This is a genomic window from Pseudomonas sp. TE12508 (assembly GCF_056279485.1).
On the sequence record NZ_JBWCCN010000006.1, the window covers coordinates 116,897 to 132,551 of the forward strand.

The window sequence follows — 15,655 nt, forward strand, 5'->3', positions numbered from 1 at the left end:
GGGAGCGGGCTTGCTCGCGAATGCGGTTCAACATTCAAATCTATGTCGACTGTCACACCGCATTCGCGAGCAAGCCCGCTCCCACAGGGGGTAAACGCGATCTTCAGGCAATCTGCGCCTTCGACGCCACCTCATCAAACGTCATCTCCTCCAGCGCATCTTCCTGCTCATCCAGCACCTCGCGCGGATGCTCATTACCCGGAATGCTGCTGTCAATCAGGCTTAATAAACTCGAGCCCCGAGGCGTCAAAATGTAGTTCTCACCATTGCCACCCTGATCTTCTGGCCGAGACTCGATATAGCCCCGCAGTAGCAGTAACTTTTCGTACTCGCCAGCCACGGTTTTCAGGTGATCCAGGTTCTCAAACGGCTCACCCGCGGAGGCTTTCTCCGCCGCATACTGCTCGGCATAAGGCCGTGGAGTGAAACTGTGGCCAGCGCCGTTCTGCACTTCATGCAGCAAGCGTTCAATCAAATCCCAGTTATAAGTCGTCATCCTGATCAACCTCCAGAGCCCGTGAGTGAAATGGCCTTCATAGGTTGTGACCGACAGGGAGGGCGGCCGTTCAGCCTGGTTATTTCGCCCTACCGACCGGCGGTATGTCGAATAGGGCACAGGCCAAACGACTAGGCTGTGTAAGACGGTTTACCCCTCTGCGCGGATCGACTTTCGCCAAAGCATGCAGGAGAAATCACCATGAACATTCAGAACCATCCGGTCGTGTCCCGGGAAGAATGGCTCGCTGCCCGCAAACAACACCTGGCCCACGAAAAAGCCTTCACCAAGGAACGAGACAAACTCAGCGCCGAACGCCGCACTTTGCCCTGGGTGAAAATCGACAAACCCTACCGCTTCCAGGGCCCCAACGGCGAACTGAGCCTGACCGACCTGTTCGGCGGCCGCAGCCAATTGATCATCTACCACTTCATGTTCGCCGCTGGCTGGGACGAAGGCTGCCCCGGTTGCTCGTTCCTCTCCGACCACATCGACGGCGCCAACCAACACCTGGCCCATCACGATGTAGCCGTGGTCGCGGTTTCCCACGCACCGTTCGCCGAATTCCAGCTTTTCAAACGGCGCATGGGCTGGAAATTCGACTGGGTCTCGTCTGAAGGTTGCGACTTCAACTACGACTTTGGCGTATCAGCCCGGGCCGAAGACGTCGCCGCTGGAAAAGCTACCTACAACTACGAAAAAACCGACGGGGCTGAAGAAGAACTCCCCGGGCTCAGTGTGTTTTATCGCAATGAAGCGGGGGAGATTTTTCACACCTATTCAACGTATGCCCGAGGTTTGGATTTGCTGGTTGGCGCCTATAACTACCTCGATCTCACGCCCAAGGGGCGTAATGAAGAGGAAATCATGGACTGGGTGCGGCATCACGATCGGTATGAGGACAAGGCACCGGCCAGTTGCTGTCATGGGGGGTAGACACTCAGGGATCGAGGCACAGGTCCAGGCTGGACACAGCCCCCATGAACACCACAAATCCCCTGTGGGAGCGAGCCTGCTCGCGATGACTGACTAACATTCAACATTGATGTCGACTGATACACCGCTATCGCGAGCAGGCTCGCTCCCACAAAGTTGCGCGGTGTTCTGTAGGTGCGGCCGGTTGCCTGACTGCAACTGGGGCAAATGCCCTACAACAACCTCGGAATATGGCACCTTGCACCGCTGGAACGATGAAGGGGACAGACCACGTTTTAAATCAAAGGCGCACCGGCCCGCGCTCAAGAAAAACGTGGTCTGCCCCCCGCTTATCCTCCTTATCCTTTAACAATTAATTTATCCAGGAAATATTAAAATCAGCCAATTGCGCTTGAAGACCAGCTTCATGCTCAAACCAATAATCAAATCCTTGACCATCAATTTTTTCCAGATAGAGATAATATCCACCAGTATCTCCGCCACGATCATCATCAATACGCACTCGCCAGCCAGAATACTCACCAGTGACGACTATACCCTCTCGAATTATAGACATAAGAACATCCTAGTCCGCATAGGGGACATGATTATTAGATACATAACTTCAAGCAAAAAGGGGACAGATTTAATTTCTGGACAAGCCAGACAAATAAATCCGCCCCCTTTTCTCTCGGAGTAGATTTGTTGGGATCCCTCGCAGTCTGTTCCAATTTTTGCAAACTAATCAATAAAAAATTGCGCCTTCAACTTTTCCACAACTTCACGCATAACGACAAGCGGACAAGCATTACCTTGAGAGTAGATGCTACATAAAGCCATATCTTCTGGATAACCAAAATCCGCATAGGCCTCCTGAAGCCTATCAATCTTGTGTTCGTCACTATCGCCAGACAAATCAATACACAGTAAAAAAGCCAAACGCCACTTATCCATATCAGCGACATCATCTGATATTTTTATTTGTTTTGAGGCAAGCCCAAGCAACTCTTCATCACTTAGACACATCCCTCCTGCGAGAACAGCAACATCCTCACTTTCACTACCGTTCAGAAGCTGACTGAGAGCATATTCAATAATATCTTCCCGTCCCACCCAACCTTTACCAAACCCTAACAAAATGGTTGACCACTCCATCAAACCTAAACTGATCAAGCACTTTAATGGATCCATCATCCCCTCCTACTTCTTCGGAATTTGGTTAGGCAACCCAGTGACTTTTCCGCCCGGAATAAAACGTCGATGAGTGACATCTCCTTCATCAACAATCCATTCGAAAACCCCTTCGACACCGTTATTACTACCTTCAATTTGACTGAGTTCAGACACCCTAATCACCACACCACCAGGACCTTTGGTGGGTATTTCAAATTTAGTAGCATCACCAGCATAGTTATCAATAATGTCATTAAATCCATGCTGACCATCAGGAATTTTAGTTGCGCTTCCGACTCTTGGTTTCCCTATGATCTGATTTTCAATTTCTTTTGGACCGCCCGTCCCACTACCCGAGGCATTAGATTCCCCCAGTGCCCCCGAACCGCCTTCTTTGGTCGGGCCCTTACCACCACCCGCCCCCACAGACTTGATGGTCGGATTCAACCCGGTCGCGAGCGTCGCAAGATTCTCGATAGCAACAACAGCGGTCTCGTGGCTGATGCCGAATACTTGAACAAGGGTATCGGCAATCGCATTGACCGTGTGCCCGGCGGTAACACCTGCGAGCATGTTCTGGAAACCGTTGTTCTCCGTAATCAACAGGTCAAAGATCTCTTTGGCTTCGGGCGACGCCGAGGCGGCGATGTCTTTGAGATTCTGGGTTTGCTTCTCAGCTTCGGCGACGCGCTTGGAGATGGAACCGCAGTTGGCGAGATTCGCTGCACATTGTGCGACCGCATCAATATCCTGCTGACGGCTCAGTTCGTGATAGTTGGTGTACGCCTTGTTTATACAGGCGGAATCACTCCCGCAGCCCTTCAACTCATTTGCTGCCCGCTCAAGATCCGAATGATTCAGGTAGTTGTATTGAGTGGCATTGGCAGCGATGTTCGCGGCAATAGTGGGATCGCTGTCTGAAAGTACCGCTGTGAGTACGCCAAGCAGCTGCGACATCGCTAACAAGTTGGCTTTAGCCTGGTCGGCCCCCGGCATGTTCGGATCGTAGCCTTCGGGCAGCACCAAGTCCGCCAGGTACTGCACCAGTGCTTCGTTAGCTCCCCCTGCCAATGCTCCCGTCTTGAAGTCACCGCCCATGGCCATCGACTTCAAGCCACCGACCAGTGCGTGAGCCGCGATCTTGGTCGGGCTGCCGTCGATCAGATTCAAGTTGCCGACTTTATTGGCCGCAATTGCGCCGCCAATATTAACGATGGCACCCAGCAGGTTATCGACGAAGTTATCGCCCAGGCTGCCACCCTGGAGGACGGTTTGGGCCACGGTGTCAGCACCGGTCTTGAGAACGACTTGGCCAAGACTGTCCAGGTCGAACCCAATTTTACTTGGGTCATAACCCAGGCTGCTGCTGCCAATTCCACCCAATAATCCGGAGAGCACGTAGCCTTTTAGGCTTTCACTGCTGAAGGTGTCTTTTAAAACTGCACCCAAGTTACCTTTGTTACTGATGGCGCTGTTGGCTGCCGTGGTTTCCACCGCGATCAATACCGCGTTGGCGAAGCCTGCTGAAAAGGTACCCGCCGTAGCACCAATTAACCCGGCTCCTGCCCCGCCTGTGACCGCTGCCAGCAAGATTGCCAAGGCCAATTGTGCGGCGACGCCGAGTCCCGAACTCGAGTATTTGAAGCTCTTGTGGATTTCTTCCACTCGACGCCAATCAACATCGCCTCGCTGTTCGGCCTCTTTCAACCAGACCAGTTTTGGATCAGCCGCCACCATGGAGTCGATGATCTGGCTGACGCTCTTCTGATCGATTTGCTTGATATCGATTTTGAGGCCGTTCACCGCCTTGATCACCAACGCGCCGTTGGCCACCAACTCACTTTGACGCAAGGTTTCATCAGTGTTGCCTTTGCCCTTCATCGAGTTCCAGGCAGCGTTGCTATCGCTCTTGGTGTGGCTCTCGTCATGCAGGTCCTTCACCGCTTCGAAAGTGATGCTGCCACCACTGTCGAGGATGATGTCCTTACCACTCTCCAACTTCGCCACCTGATACCGCTGATCCCCACCACTGACCAAGCTCAGGTTGCCCCCGGTGGTGATTGCACTGCCGATGTTTTTCACATCGGTGACTTCATCACGCTGGGTTTTCTCGGCGCCGAAACCGCCCTTTTTCTTCATGTCATACAGCGTGTAGTCGCGGTCTTGCGCCGCCAGCAGCTCGAGCTTGTCACCGGCCACCAGATAGGCCTCATCCCCGGCGGTGACCTTGCTCGAAATCAGCGTCAAATCCTTGCCCGCCTTCAGGGCAACGCTGCCCCCCGCAGTGATCTCCGAGGACACCTGACTGACATGGTCTTCTTGCTTGGTGACACTCTCGGTTTTTTCATACGAGTGCTGTTCATCCGCCGCCGAGGCCAGGGTCAGATTGTTTGCGGCAGCCATTCCGATGTCGCCTTTGGCATCGATCTGACTGGCAATGGCGCTCAGGTCACGGCCGGCGTCAATGGTCAGGTCGCGACCTGCAGAGACCTGCGAGCCAAGCTGCGTCACCGACGCATCGTTATGATCCCGACCATCGGTGATGCTGTTGGCCGTCTGCGCCGACACGATGTTCACGTCCCGGCCCGCTTTAATCGTCAGCTCACCCCGGCTGTTGATCACGCTGCCAATGGTGTTGAAATCGCGCCCGGCACCGATGGTCAGGCTGTTGGCCGCTTCTATTCGTGCCGCGCTGTCGGCAAAGCCCTGGGACCAGGACCATTGGCCGTTCTGGTCGTCGTAACTGCTGACGGTGCGTTCGTTGATCACGTCGCCCCGGGTGGCGGTGAGCGTGACGTCACGGCCGGCGATGATGCCGCCGGCCTTGTTGACGAGGTTGTTGCTGGCTTTCAGGTCGAGGCGGTTGCCGGCTTCCGCCAGGCCGCTGTTGACCAGGTCGTTGGCGGCGGTGGCCGACAGGTTGTTGGAGGCGCGCAAGGTGCCGGCGTTGTTCAGGTCCTTGCCGGCGATGAGGGTGATGTCGTTGCCGGCAATCAACGCGCCGTTGGGTGCTAAACGGTTGTTGGCCTGGGCCAGATAGAGCACCGGCACCAGCACCTTCTCGCCGTTCACTTCGTGCTCTTCCATCCAGACAATATCGTGGGTCAGCGCTGCGACCTGTTCGGAGGTCAGGCTGACGCCCAGAGACAGGTTGAGTTCCGTTTTGCTGACGACGGCGTTGTTCATCAGGTATTTGAACAAGCCCTCGTCGGAGGTCTGGCCACCGATGAAGCGTTGGCCGGTGCGGGCCACTACCGCTTGCTGGATCAGGCGTTGTTCGAAGAGGCCGTCGCCAAGTCGTTTGGCGCTGGTGTCCGGGTCGTAACCGAGGTTCGACAGCAGGTAGTCCGAGCTCATGAATTGCTTGAGGTCGGTGAGTACCGGGTTGGTTTCGATCAGGTATTTGTGCGGTTTGGATTGAACGCTGTTGGCTGGTAAGCCCTGGACACGGTTGATCGTAAAAGTCCTACGCCAACCTCGGAATCACGCACCTTGCACCGCTGGAACGATGAAGCTTATAGTCCGCCCGTCGTCCACATGGCGACCGGGTTTGGCGACCTGACGAACGAGTGCGAGAGCTGTCTGCTTATTTGCAGGCGCCTCCGCATCCGCAAAACTGTTTTTATGGCAGTTGTGCGCGGGAGACCTTCGGGTCTGCCGGTTACTCGTTTCCGGTTCGCCAACCTGCGTACAGCTGCCACCCCATTTCGTTTGGCGACGAACTGCTGGCAGTCTCAGCAAACTAAACGAGGCTTCAACGATGGATAGATACATGCCCCTCACCGGAATCGACCTGATCCCGGCTTCTCTGCTTATTGATACCCAAGCGCCACTCGACGTCCTGCACGCGATGGCGGATTACCGCATTCGCACGGTTACCCAGGTGCTGGAGAACATCGCCTTTCGCGCCGAGATCGGTTGCGACACGGTGGTGCTTTCCGACTTCTCCAAACTGCTGGCCATTCCGTTACGCGATGGTTGTGATTTGATGGATGTCATTGGCAGACGGCTGCGGGCGCAGGCTGCGGAGTGAATGAAAACGGGCGACCTGTGGGTCGCCCGTTTCTGTCACTGAACTTTTTTCGCCCTTCAGCCCTCAACCGGATAACCCGCCTTAACCGGAACCGAGGCCTGACTTTATGAAAACCCTGCTCAAACTCACCTTCGCCGCCACCCTAGTCTGTGCCCTCCCCGTTTGGGCCTGCCCTCCCGACGAAGCCACCGCCAAGCGCGAACAACTGGCCAAGGAAGTCGCCAAGATCACGGAGCAGAATCCGGCCAAGGCCAAGGAGATCAATGACGAGTTGAAGAAGATGGACCTGGAGACGGCCAGCAAGGATCTGCCGGATAAGTGCCAGTTGATCGATCAGCGTCTCAAAGAGTTGCAGTCGGCGGAGAAGAAAGCCGAGAGCTGAACGGCGAGATCAAAAGATCGCAGCCTTCGGCAGCTCCTGCACGGGTTTGAGCGTGCAGCTGTAAGAGCTGATGCGATTTTTTGACGTAAAAAAACCCGGACACTGTCCGGGTTTTTTATGGGAACGCTACAGCGCTTTATTCAGCCGCTGGCGCTTCCGGCTTGCGGCGTTTCAAAGGCGCCATGCCGTCCTTGCTAACCAGCGACAGGGCGTCGGTCTTCGGGCGGTTGGCGATCTTGCGCTTGGTCGGGGCCTTGGCGCCGGTTTTCTTCTTGTCGCCTTTGGCGTCGACCTTTTTCTTCTTCACGCCAACGGCTTTGCCCGAGGCCTTGACCTTTTTCGGTCCGCCGTAGGTACCTTTGACTTCCTTGATGGTGCGGCGCTCGAAGCTCTGCTTGAGGTAGCGCTCGACGCTCGACATCAGGTTCCAGTCGCCATGGCAGATCAGCGAGATGGCCAGGCCATCATTGCCGGCGCGGCCGGTGCGACCGATGCGGTGAACGTATTCGTCGCCGCTGCGCGGCATGTCGAAGTTGATCACCAGGTCCAGGCCTTCCACGTCGAGGCCACGGGCGGCTACGTCGGTGGCCACGAGGATCTTCACGCCGCCCTGCTTCAGACGGTCGATGGCCAGTTTGCGGTCTTTCTGGTCCTTGTCACCGTGCAGCACGAACGCTTTGTATTCTTGCGCCACCAGACGGCCGTAAATACGGTCGGCCATGGCCCGGGTGTTGGTGAACACGATGGCCTTCTGATAGGTCTCGTTGGCCAGCAGCCAGTTCACGATCTGTTCTTTGTGCTGATTGTGGTCGGCGGTGATGATCTGTTGACGAGTGGTGGCATTCAGATCGCTGACGTTGTTCAACTGCAGGTGTTCAGGGTTGTTCAGAACCTTGGCGACCATCTCGCGCAGGCCCGAACCGCCGGTGGTGGCGGAGAACAGCATGGTCTGCTGACGGTTGGTGCACTCTTCCACCAGACGCTGCACGTCTTCGGCAAAGCCCATGTCGAGCATGCGGTCGGCTTCGTCGAGCACCAGCACTTCGACTTCTTTGAGGTCGAGGTTGCCGGCGTTCAGTTGCTCGATCATCCGGCCCGGCGTACCGATCAGGATGTCCGGCACCTTGCGCAGCATGGCGGCCTGGACCTTGAAGTCTTCACCGCCGGTGATCAGGCCGGACTTGATGAAGGTGAACTGAGCGAAGCGCTCGACTTCCTTGATGGTCTGCTGGGCCAGCTCGCGGGTCGGCAGCAGGATCAGGGTCTTGATGCTGACGCGGACTTTAGCCGGGCCGATCAAGCGGTTGAGGATCGGCAAAACGAATGCAGCGGTTTTGCCGCTACCGGTTTGCGCTGTCACCCGCAGGTCACGCCCCTGGAGCGCGAGCGGGATAGCCGCTGCTTGCACAGGCGTTGGCTCGACAAATTTAAGCTCGGCCACGGCTTTGAGCAGGCGTTCGTGCAGGGCGAATTGGGAAAACACGGGTGCTACCTCGAAGAAATACAAAAAAACAGCTGCATAGGGTAACGGTTTCGAGCGCGAAGGCCGAGTTTCTTTATACAAACGGCTGCAAACAGTGGTTTTTTTGTTGCCTGTTTTGCCTCAAAACGTCATCCGGAACGTCTTAAATGCTCTAATCGCCCCGTCGCGTCCTACAGAAGAACCGTTTTCACCCATGGATATCAAACAGCTCTGGCTCCACGCCCAAGACCTCTGGGGTGCTCTCGATCAGCACCCACTCCTGCATTCCACGCTCGCGCTGATGTTGCTGCTGGTGGTGGCGCTGGTGCTCGGACGAGTGGCGCGTTACCTCATTCTTCATGCGACCAAAATGCTCGGTCGCCAGCCCTCGTTGCACTGGATCACCGATTTTCGCCACAACAAAGTGTTTCATCGCCTGGCGCAGATGACGCCCTCGCTGGTGATCCAGTTCGGCCTGCACCTGGTGCCGGAACTGAGCAAGACCGCCCTGAACTTCCTCGGCAATGTGGCGCTGGCGTTCACCATTCTGTTCCTGGTGCTGGCCGTCAGCGCATTGCTCAATGCCCTGCTGGACATTTATGCCCGCACCGAACACGCCCGCACCCGCTCGATCAAGGGCTACGTGCAACTGGCGAAAATGGTGTTGTTCGTGTTTGGCGCGATCATCATCGTTGCCACGCTGATCGACCGGTCGCCGCTGTTGCTGCTGTCGGGTCTGGGCGCCATGTCGGCGGTGATTCTGTTGGTCTACAAAGACACCCTGCTGTCGTTCGTTGCCAGCGTGCAACTGACCAGCAACGACATGCTGCGGGTCGGCGACTGGATCGAGATGCCACAAGTCGGTGCCGACGGTGACGTGGTGGACATCACCTTGCACACGGTCAAGGTGCAGAATTTCGACAAGACGATTGTGTCGATCCCGACCTGGCGCCTGATGTCCGAGTCGTTCAAGAACTGGCGCGGCATGCAGCAGTCCGGTGGCCGCCGGATCAAGCGCAGCCTGTTCATCGATGCCAGCGGCGTGCGGTTTATTCGCGATGACGAAGAGCTGAAGCTGTCCCAGGTGCATCTGCTGACCGACTACATCAACCGCAAACAGGCCGAACTCAAGGCCTGGAACGAAGCTCAGGGCAACGTCGCAGCGATGTCGGCCAACCGTCGACGGATGACCAACATCGGCACCTTTCGCGCCTATGCGCTGGCATACCTGAAGAGTCACACGGAAATCCAGCCGAACATGACCTGCATGGTTCGCCAGATGCAGACCACCGCTCAAGGCATTCCGCTGGAAATCTACTGCTTCACCCGCACCACCGTGTGGGCCGATTACGAGCGGATTCAGGGGGATATTTTCGATTACCTGCTGGCGGTACTGCCGGAGTTTGGTTTGAGCCTTTATCAGCAGCCGAGCGGTGGGGATTTACGCGCCGGCTTACTGCCGGCGGTCCTCGGTGCAAGCCATATTCCCGAGCCTGAAAAACACGTCATGTAAACACCGGTTTCGGCGCACTTGAGGAATGGCGCCGATCCGATCATAAGTTATCAAGAACCCACTTTTGAACTGCCGCTGTATCGTTTATATCCCCATCAAAAACAAACTGGGGATCATAACTTTGATTATTTCCTCGTGTTCGGCCTCTCCATACCTTTAACGGTAGCCAGAACTGGGCACCACTCGGCAGTGTTTGAGAGCCTATATCAATATAAAGTGTATCAGCGCTCGTTGATAACCCCAAATGGACAACCCCCGGAACAGCAAGAACGACGTCCGCAAAGTCTAGACAGGCACTAGCGCAAAATGAGTCAGTCACCAGTGCAAGCTTACCTTTAAAACCTTGGGCATTGACTCCTCTCGAACCCTCTTGATCGACCGAGGAAGTGCTCGGCTGGCGCAACCAGTCTTTCTTCTCGTGAAGCGCGAGTTCCATTGACTGGGTTAAACCAAAAACAAATCTATAAGCTTCACTATTTTTTCCATAGTCGCTTTCCATGGTAGTTAGAGCTTTATTGAGCGTTGAGAGTGCAAAAGGAGAAACTCGCCACATCGCATACGCACGAGATGGCCCATCCAAGCCTTTTACCAATGGCGAGCCTAACAGAGCAGAAAGTATTTCAGCACCCACTAAACTGTTACCGCCGCGATTGCCTCGTGTGTCAAGCACAACCAGCTTGGCATCATTGATACTCTTGATGACGTCGAGCATTTTATCGAGGGAAGCATTCTCGGCTGCTGATGGCATGAAGTTTGACACATGTATCCAATATCGCCCGCCTCCCAAATTTTGGAGAGTTTGGGGCGGTTGAGGCTGGCGCAGAAAAGCCTCCAATTGCCCGCGATCCTCTTGCCATAATAAAGTAAAGTTTTGTCTTGCTCCATTAGGGAGAACAACCAAACAGCTTTTTGATAAGACCCTCGCCAGCACGGGATAGTTGGCATCATCGACAGTCAACTGCTTAGCTAAATGCAACCAAGTGGATTTCAGATTAAGTCTGCGATCAACATAAGGAGATATTTCATTCTTTAGTATCTCGTGGACTGATTTGCTATCACACGATACAACAGTGGAATTCATCGGCGGTAACGGTATAGGCCAATTTTGAGCGACGTGTTTTACAACGAATTTCTGCCCCTGCATGTCCAAAATAAAACCTGCCCAAGAAGAATTCCCAGGGTTATTTTGATTCAGCCCAACGTGTCCGTCTTTGAAGCCCGCAATGTAAAAATTAAGAACGGCTTGAGAATCCTTCCTTGAGTTGACACGCTTGGACAGCTGACTCGCTTCCAAATAACCTCGTTCGACCCAGTCTGCAAAAGACTCATTATTACTATCTAAAGCGCCTGGATGAGAAGCAACTATCAGTTTCCGCATCACTAAAAGATCATTGACAGTTAAATCTTTCCAATCCTGCGCGTGCAGTTTTTCAGCCAGCACAAAATAAGACAAAACAACAAAAAGTATCAGACATAAGTTTCTGAAAAAAAACACATTAGCACTACAAGTCATTTAAAACACCAAAAAACTAGATGAATGATGGTCACATAGATATCATCTGATCATTGCGTACCAGTACGCCAACGCTCGCTGCTAACCGTATACGAGCAGCTCTCCATCGAGCAAGAGACTGCACATACTGCTGATTAGCATTGGCTAATGCGGTCTGAGCGTTCAATAGTTCAATAATTGAACCGACTCCAGCTCTGTATCTTCCTTTAGCTACCCCAGAAGACTCCTCAGCCGAGCGCACCAAACTTTTAGATATATTAATACTATCTATTTCTGTTTTAAGATCCGAGTAATTTATCCATATAGCATTGGTCACGTTTAATTCAGCCTGTTTCAGTAGCGTTTCCTGCAGATGTATGTCCTCATTTGCCTCCGCGACTCTGGCACTATTCCTAAATCCTTCAAATAGAGGGATTGATAGTTTTAATCCTATTTCCGTTGAATTAAAATCTTTTGAATTGTTCTGATTGTAGCGTTCCTCGGAATAAGAGCCCACAAAAGAGAGGCTGGGCTTACCCTCGGAGGTATTTAAAGATTTCAACGTCGGCTATTGTGTCAACGGTGAGCCGCGTTACCGTATGAAGAGGGTGCGAAGCTACGAGCAGGTTGATAGCCGGTACTGACGAAGTGTGTGCAGCATCTGGTGTCGGCACTTCGGCTTGAACGACCGGTTTTGCAGCCTGAACAACAGTCGATTTGGATTCAGGGGTATTCCTGGTGTCTTGGTGCTTGAGCCCCATATAACCAAGACCAGTCAAGCCGACCCACAGGCAGGCAGCCAAAGCTTTTTTTTTGTACGCGGATTTCATGCAGGCATTCCCTTAGTTTTGTTGTCCATTACTTACCAGCTGAACCTCTGCGTGCCGGTCCATCTTCCGCAGGCTGCGGCGGATCCTACACGAACTTAGTTGCGCGCCGAATGCCCAACCGACTAATCCACACCGCCATCAAAATCACCGACCCACCAAACAACAACCGCCCCAGCTCTTCATGCTGATTCCAGATCAACAAGTTGATCAGCAACCCCACCGGCACATGCAGGTTGTTCATCACCGCCAACGTTCCGCCGTTCACCAGGCACGCGCCCTTGTTCCACCAGTACAGACCCAGCGCGGTCGAGACCAGGCCGAGGAACAGCAGCACGCCCCATTGCAGCGGCGCTTCGGGCAGGAAGTTCTGTTTGCCGAACAACAGGAACGCCGGCAACGCCACCGCCAACGCGCCCAGATAGAAGTAGCCGAAGCGTCGGTAATGCGGCAGATCACTCGGATGGCGGGCCACCAGATGTTTGTAGAGCACCTGCCCGGCGGCGTAGGTGAAGTTGGCCAATTGCAGCAACAGGAAACCCATGAAGAAATCCGGGTTGATCCGGTCAAAGCGAATCACTGCCGCCCCGAGTACCGCCACTAATGCCGCGATCAAGGCCCATGGATTGAAGCGCCGGTTCAGCGCGTCTTCGATCAGGGTCACGTGCAACGGTGTGAGGATGGTGAACAGCAACACCTCCGGCACCGTCAGCACCCGGAAGCTCAGGTACAGGCAGACGTAAGTCACGCCGAACTGCAACGCGCCGATCAACAACATGCCGCGCATGAAGGCCGGTTCCACCGAGCGCCAGCGCGTCAGCGGAATAAACACCAGCCCCGCCAGCAGCACCCGCACCAGCACCGCGAAGTAACTGTCGACATGCCCGGCCAGGTATTCGCCGATCAAGCTGAAGGAAAACGCCTGGATCAGCGTGACAAAAAGTAGATAGCCCATGGTCGCCTCATTTCGAATGGCGGCGACGATAGCGGGTTTTCCCTTTCATCGCGAACAGTCAGGCAACACAAATCCCTGTGGGAGCGAGCCTGCTCGCGATGACGGCGTTACATTCAACATTGATGTTGGCTGACACACCGCTATCGCGAGCAGGCTCGCTCCCACAGGGGGTTGTGTGCTCATTCACTAAATCGCAGGCAAAAAAAAGCCCGATCTCGCTAATGCGTTCAATCGGGCTAGAGCACTCAGGAGCAACAAGTGCAAAGGGAGGTTCGATGCGCATGCAGGCTTGAAGGGTTGCGCCAGGTCACTAGACCATCCAGCGATTATCTGGCGATTAACGGCTCAAGCGACCTGGGAAAGCTTGGCGTTGGCCTGGTTCAGGCCTTTCTCCTGGAAGTCACCGCCCAGGTTCATGCCTTCGGCGTGAATGAATGTGACGTCGTGGATGCCGATGAAGGCCATGACCTGGCGCAGGTACGGTTCCTGGTGATCGGCGGTGCTGCCGGCGTAGATCCCGCCGCGAGCGGTGAGTACATAAGCACGCTTGCCGCTGAGCAGTCCTTGCGGGCCGGTTTCGGTGTACTTGAAGGTCACACCGGCACGCAGCACGTGGTCGAGCCAGGCTTTGAGGGTGCTCGGAATGGCGAAGTTGTACATCGGCGCAGCCATTACCAGTACGTCGGCGGCCAGCAGTTCATCAGTCAGCAGGTTGGAGCGCTCCAGCGAGGCCTGCTCGATCTCGTTGCGTTGTTCGGCAGGCTTCATCCAGCCGCCCAGCAAGTTGATGTCCAGGTGCGGCACCGGGGTTGTAGCAAGGTCACGGACGGTGATCTGGTCGGCCGGGTGTGCGGCTTTCCATTGGTTGATGAAGGTCTGGGTCAGCTGGCGGGAAACCGAGTCTTGCTGACGGGCGCTGCTTTCGATGATCAGAACGCGGGACATGGGATGTAGCCTCCATCTGAGAATGCTGTAGGTCGATGGAGTGAAGGTTAAACAGAGTCATATCGATGAAAAAGCGCAAATAACTGCTATAAAGCATCGATAAATTCGTTTATAAGCGGAGCATGTCCCAGCTGGGCTGCTCCGCTCGATGTCATTTCGGGGTGCAGGTGAGGTTGATACGCATCTTGATGATGGTGCGGGTGAACTTGGCGGTGGCGTTTTTATGTTTACCGGCAGGCACTTCGATTGTGCGGGTGCGCGGCGACTCCGGGCCATTGTTGAAAACCACCTTGCAGATCGCATCAGTGCTGCCGTAGTTGTTCACTTGAATGGAGGCGATGTCGGCATCTGTATCAAAGGCGTTGTAGTCGATGCTCAAGCCGTTCAATTGCTTTTGAACGTCGATCGGATAGGCAAACGCAGTCAGCGGCAACATCGCCAACGCCGCACAACCCGCCATCACACAACAAAGTTTTTTCATTCAGCAGTCTCCAATAAGGACTGCCAGCTTAGGACAAGAGGAGCTCAACATGAAAGCGCCCCGCGTGACCCTTGATCAATGGCGAACATTGCAAGCCGTGGTCGATCACGGCGGTTTCGCCCAGGCCGCCGAAGTGCTGCACCGCTCGCAATCGTCGGTCAGCTACACCGTAGCGCGCATGCAGGACCAGCTCGGTGTACCGCTATTGCGCATCGACGGCCGCAAAGCGGTGCTCACCGAAGCCGGCGGCGTGCTGCTGCGCCGTTCCCGGCAACTGGTGAAACAGGCCAGCCAACTGGAAGACCTGGCCCATCACATGGAGCAAGGCTGGGAAGCGGAAGTGCGGCTGGTCGTCGACGCCGCCTACCCCAGCGCCCGCCTCGTTCGCGCCCTGACTGCGTTCATGCCGCAAAGCCGTGGTTGCCGGGTGCGTCTGCGCGAAGAAGTGTTATCGGGTGTCGAGGAAGTGTTGCTTGAAGGCGTGGCCGATCTGGCCATCACCGGGTTCAGTATTCCCGGGTATCTGGGCGCAGAATTGAGCGACGTCGAATTCATCGCGGTCGCCCACCCCGAGCATTCCTTGCATCGCTTGAACCGCGAACTGAGCTTCCAGGACCTGGAAAGCCAGATGCAAGTGGTGATCCGCGACTCCGGCCGCCAGCAACCACGAGACGTCGGCTGGCTCGGCGCCGAGCAGCGCTGGACCGTCGGCAGCCTGGCCACCGCCGCGACTTTCGTCAGCAGCGGCCTGGGCTTCGCCTGGCTGCCCCGGCACATGATCGAGCGCGAATTGAAGGAAGGCACGCTCAAGCTGCTACCGTTGGACCAGGGTGGCAGCCGCAACCCGAGCTTCTTTCTGTATTCGAACAAGGACAAACCCTTGGGCCCGGCCACGCAGATTCTCATCGAACTGCTGCGCACCTTCGATACCGCGCCGCTGGATGCACCTTTCGCCGCCCCTGAACAAGCCTGACATGGAGT

The 15,655-nt window shown here is 55.1% G+C and carries 16 protein-coding genes; 5 read left to right on the top strand and 11 right to left on the bottom strand.

All coding sequences use genetic code 11. The features are described from left to right. Positions 1-103: 103 nt before the first annotated feature. Positions 104-496, bottom strand: coding sequence for a transcriptional regulator (locus tag ACZ9IM_RS10045; RefSeq protein ID WP_427626027.1), 393 nt, complete (start codon positions 494-496; stop codon positions 104-106). A gap of 201 nt (positions 497-697) precedes the next feature. Between ACZ9IM_RS10045 and ACZ9IM_RS10050 the strand changes: the two genes are divergently transcribed. Continuing rightward, entirely contained in the window at positions 698-1,432 is a 735-nt protein-coding gene (locus ACZ9IM_RS10050) for a DUF899 domain-containing protein (protein WP_427626026.1), read from the top strand. Between the two features lie 352 nt (positions 1,433-1,784). Here the strand turns inward: ACZ9IM_RS10050 and ACZ9IM_RS10055 are convergent, their stop codons facing one another. The 3 genes from ACZ9IM_RS10055 to ACZ9IM_RS10065 form a co-directional block, all read right to left on the bottom strand. After that, complete coding sequence (locus ACZ9IM_RS10055; RefSeq protein ID WP_427626025.1) at positions 1,785-1,988, bottom strand: hypothetical protein; 204 nt, start codon at positions 1,986-1,988, stop codon at positions 1,785-1,787. A 164-nt stretch (positions 1,989-2,152) separates the two neighbouring features. Then, positions 2,153-2,602, bottom strand: a complete 450-nt coding sequence (locus ACZ9IM_RS10060; protein ID WP_008067910.1) for a DUF2247 family protein — start codon at positions 2,600-2,602, stop codon at positions 2,153-2,155. 9 nt (positions 2,603-2,611) lie between these two features. After that, positions 2,612-5,941, bottom strand: a complete 3,330-nt coding sequence (locus ACZ9IM_RS10065) for a hemagglutinin repeat-containing protein (protein WP_476223819.1) — start codon at positions 5,939-5,941, stop codon at positions 2,612-2,614. A gap of 403 nt (positions 5,942-6,344) precedes the next feature. Between ACZ9IM_RS10065 and ACZ9IM_RS10070 the strand changes: the two genes are divergently transcribed. Both ACZ9IM_RS10070 and ACZ9IM_RS10075 read left to right on the top strand, forming a co-directional pair. Continuing rightward, the gene (locus ACZ9IM_RS10070) at positions 6,345-6,617 is read left to right on the top strand and encodes a hypothetical protein (RefSeq protein ID WP_048397200.1); all 273 of its coding nucleotides are present in this window, start codon (positions 6,345-6,347) and stop codon (positions 6,615-6,617) included. A 106-nt stretch (positions 6,618-6,723) separates the two neighbouring features. After that, positions 6,724-6,999 (top strand): ribosome-recycling factor, encoded by a 276-nt coding sequence (locus ACZ9IM_RS10075; RefSeq protein ID WP_476223820.1) that lies wholly within the window; start codon positions 6,724-6,726, stop codon positions 6,997-6,999. 136 nt (positions 7,000-7,135) lie between these two features. Here the strand turns inward: ACZ9IM_RS10075 and ACZ9IM_RS10080 are convergent, their stop codons facing one another. Beyond that, positions 7,136-8,482 carry a DEAD/DEAH box helicase gene (locus ACZ9IM_RS10080; protein WP_008153197.1) on the bottom strand — a complete coding sequence of 449 codons (1,347 nt, stop codon included), beginning with the start codon at positions 8,480-8,482 and terminating at the stop codon, positions 7,136-7,138. A 193-nt stretch (positions 8,483-8,675) separates the two neighbouring features. Between ACZ9IM_RS10080 and ACZ9IM_RS10085 the strand changes: the two genes are divergently transcribed. After that, complete coding sequence (locus tag ACZ9IM_RS10085) at positions 8,676-9,974, top strand: mechanosensitive ion channel family protein (protein ID WP_476223821.1); 1,299 nt, start codon at positions 8,676-8,678, stop codon at positions 9,972-9,974. 40 nt (positions 9,975-10,014) lie between these two features. Here ACZ9IM_RS10085 and ACZ9IM_RS10090 read toward each other — a convergent pair whose 3' ends face one another. The 6 genes from ACZ9IM_RS10090 to ACZ9IM_RS10115 all read right to left on the bottom strand — a co-directional run bounded on the left by ACZ9IM_RS10090 (position 10,015) and on the right by ACZ9IM_RS10115 (position 14,674). Continuing rightward, positions 10,015-11,487, bottom strand: coding sequence for a S41 family peptidase (locus tag ACZ9IM_RS10090; protein ID WP_427626020.1), 1,473 nt, complete (start codon positions 11,485-11,487; stop codon positions 10,015-10,017). A 31-nt stretch (positions 11,488-11,518) separates the two neighbouring features. Then, positions 11,519-12,028: a TolC family protein gene (locus tag ACZ9IM_RS10095; protein WP_476223822.1), complete on the bottom strand. Its 510-nt coding sequence runs from the start codon at positions 12,026-12,028 to the stop codon at positions 11,519-11,521. Further along, positions 12,000-12,296 (bottom strand): hypothetical protein, encoded by a 297-nt coding sequence (locus ACZ9IM_RS10100; RefSeq protein ID WP_427626019.1) that lies wholly within the window; start codon positions 12,294-12,296, stop codon positions 12,000-12,002. The genes ACZ9IM_RS10095 and ACZ9IM_RS10100 overlap by 29 nt, the downstream gene beginning before the upstream one ends. A gap of 85 nt (positions 12,297-12,381) precedes the next feature. Further along, positions 12,382-13,248 (bottom strand): carboxylate/amino acid/amine transporter, encoded by an 867-nt coding sequence (locus tag ACZ9IM_RS10105; protein ID WP_427626018.1) that lies wholly within the window; start codon positions 13,246-13,248, stop codon positions 12,382-12,384. A 345-nt stretch (positions 13,249-13,593) separates the two neighbouring features. After that, a complete protein-coding gene (locus ACZ9IM_RS10110; protein WP_427626017.1) occupies positions 13,594-14,193 on the bottom strand; it encodes an FMN-dependent NADH-azoreductase in 600 nt (199 codons plus the stop codon). Positions 14,194-14,344: 151 nt separating this feature from the next. Then, the gene (locus ACZ9IM_RS10115) at positions 14,345-14,674 is read right to left on the bottom strand and encodes a 3-phosphoglycerate kinase (RefSeq protein ID WP_476223823.1); all 330 of its coding nucleotides are present in this window, start codon (positions 14,672-14,674) and stop codon (positions 14,345-14,347) included. Positions 14,675-14,723: 49 nt separating this feature from the next. Here ACZ9IM_RS10115 and ACZ9IM_RS10120 point away from each other — a divergent pair, with 49 nt between their 5' ends. Next, positions 14,724-15,647 carry a PA3225 family LysR-type transcriptional regulator gene (locus ACZ9IM_RS10120; protein WP_476223824.1) on the top strand — a complete coding sequence of 308 codons (924 nt, stop codon included), beginning with the start codon at positions 14,724-14,726 and terminating at the stop codon, positions 15,645-15,647. The last annotated feature ends 8 nt before the right edge of the window (positions 15,648-15,655 follow it).

Bases quoted from the DNA above. Each gene is read 5' to 3' on its own strand.
- ACZ9IM_RS10070 (WP_048397200.1), top strand. From the start codon at position 6,345: ATGGATAGATACATGCCCCTCACCGGAATCGACCTGATCCCGGCTTCT.
- ACZ9IM_RS10090 (WP_427626020.1), bottom strand. From the start codon at position 11,487: ATGACTTGTAGTGCTAATGTGTTTTTTTTCAGAAACTTATGTCTGATA.
- ACZ9IM_RS10105 (WP_427626018.1), bottom strand. From the start codon at position 13,248: ATGGGCTATCTACTTTTTGTCACGCTGATCCAGGCGTTTTCCTTCAGC.
- ACZ9IM_RS10110 (WP_427626017.1), bottom strand. From the start codon at position 14,193: ATGTCCCGCGTTCTGATCATCGAAAGCAGCGCCCGTCAGCAAGACTCG.
- ACZ9IM_RS10075 (WP_476223820.1), top strand. From the start codon at position 6,724: ATGAAAACCCTGCTCAAACTCACCTTCGCCGCCACCCTAGTCTGTGCC.
- ACZ9IM_RS10045 (WP_427626027.1), bottom strand. From the start codon at position 496: ATGACGACTTATAACTGGGATTTGATTGAACGCTTGCTGCATGAAGTG.
- ACZ9IM_RS10060 (WP_008067910.1), bottom strand. From the start codon at position 2,602: ATGGATCCATTAAAGTGCTTGATCAGTTTAGGTTTGATGGAGTGGTCA.
- ACZ9IM_RS10115 (WP_476223823.1), bottom strand. From the start codon at position 14,674: ATGAAAAAACTTTGTTGTGTGATGGCGGGTTGTGCGGCGTTGGCGATG.
- ACZ9IM_RS10100 (WP_427626019.1), bottom strand. From the start codon at position 12,296: ATGAAATCCGCGTACAAAAAAAAAGCTTTGGCTGCCTGCCTGTGGGTC.
- ACZ9IM_RS10065 (WP_476223819.1), bottom strand. From the start codon at position 5,941: ATGAGCTCGGACTACCTGCTGTCGAACCTCGGTTACGACCCGGACACC.
- ACZ9IM_RS10085 (WP_476223821.1), top strand. From the start codon at position 8,676: ATGGATATCAAACAGCTCTGGCTCCACGCCCAAGACCTCTGGGGTGCT.
- ACZ9IM_RS10055 (WP_427626025.1), bottom strand. From the start codon at position 1,988: ATGTCTATAATTCGAGAGGGTATAGTCGTCACTGGTGAGTATTCTGGC.
- ACZ9IM_RS10120 (WP_476223824.1), top strand. From the start codon at position 14,724: ATGAAAGCGCCCCGCGTGACCCTTGATCAATGGCGAACATTGCAAGCC.
- ACZ9IM_RS10050 (WP_427626026.1), top strand. From the start codon at position 698: ATGAACATTCAGAACCATCCGGTCGTGTCCCGGGAAGAATGGCTCGCT.